Origin of the sequence: Effusibacillus consociatus, from assembly GCF_042652925.1 — a bacterium.
Lineage (GTDB): Bacteria > Bacillota > Bacilli > Tumebacillales > Effusibacillaceae > Effusibacillus > Effusibacillus consociatus.
The window spans coordinates 1-627 of the sequence record NZ_JBHSHC010000156.1 but is presented as its reverse complement, the minus strand read 5'-3'; the positions used below and the strand labels follow the sequence as shown (position 1 = coordinate 627).

Annotated in this window: 1 protein-coding gene; it reads left to right on the top strand. The window is 52.6% G+C overall.

The features are described 5' to 3' along the window. On the top strand, positions 1-627 hold a 627-nt coding region (locus tag ACFO8Q_RS22865), incomplete at both ends, for a transposase (protein WP_380029545.1).

The following is a 627-nucleotide window of genomic DNA, read 5'->3' as shown; positions in this document are numbered from 1 at the left end:
AGCAATTCCTTGTCGTCGACGATCCTGTTCACCATCGGGATCATCCCAATGACGATGTCGTAGTCCAGAAAATCTATCAGCATGTGGCCGGCTATCATACCGATGATCATGCTGATGATTTGTGCTACGAACCACTTCTCACCGCGATGCTGGGGAAGGAACGCCTGGCTTCGCAGCCGACGATATCCCGGTTCAATGAAAAGGCAACGATCGCTACCGCCAAGTCACTGGAAAAAGTGAATGAACTATTGCAAGGTCGTATATACGCGATCGAACCTCGGGATCAGCTCGTGATGGATCTGGACTCTTCCGGTTTTGCGGCCTATGGCGATCAACACGGAGCGAACTACAACCATCACTACCAGCAGAAGGGGTTCCATCCGCTATTTTGCTTTGACGGACTGACTGGCGATTGTTTGAGAGCCGAGCTCCGTGCAGGTAACGTATACACCTCTCGTCAAGTCGTTCGCTTCATTGGCCCTGTTCTGGCTCGTTACGAAACGTGGGCACCGGGTGCCCTCATTGTACTGCGTGGCGACAGCGGCTTTGCCGTACCTGAACTGTTCGATCTCGTCGAAACCAAAGGCCACAAATACGCTATTCGCCTTAAAGCCAATGCCCGCTTGC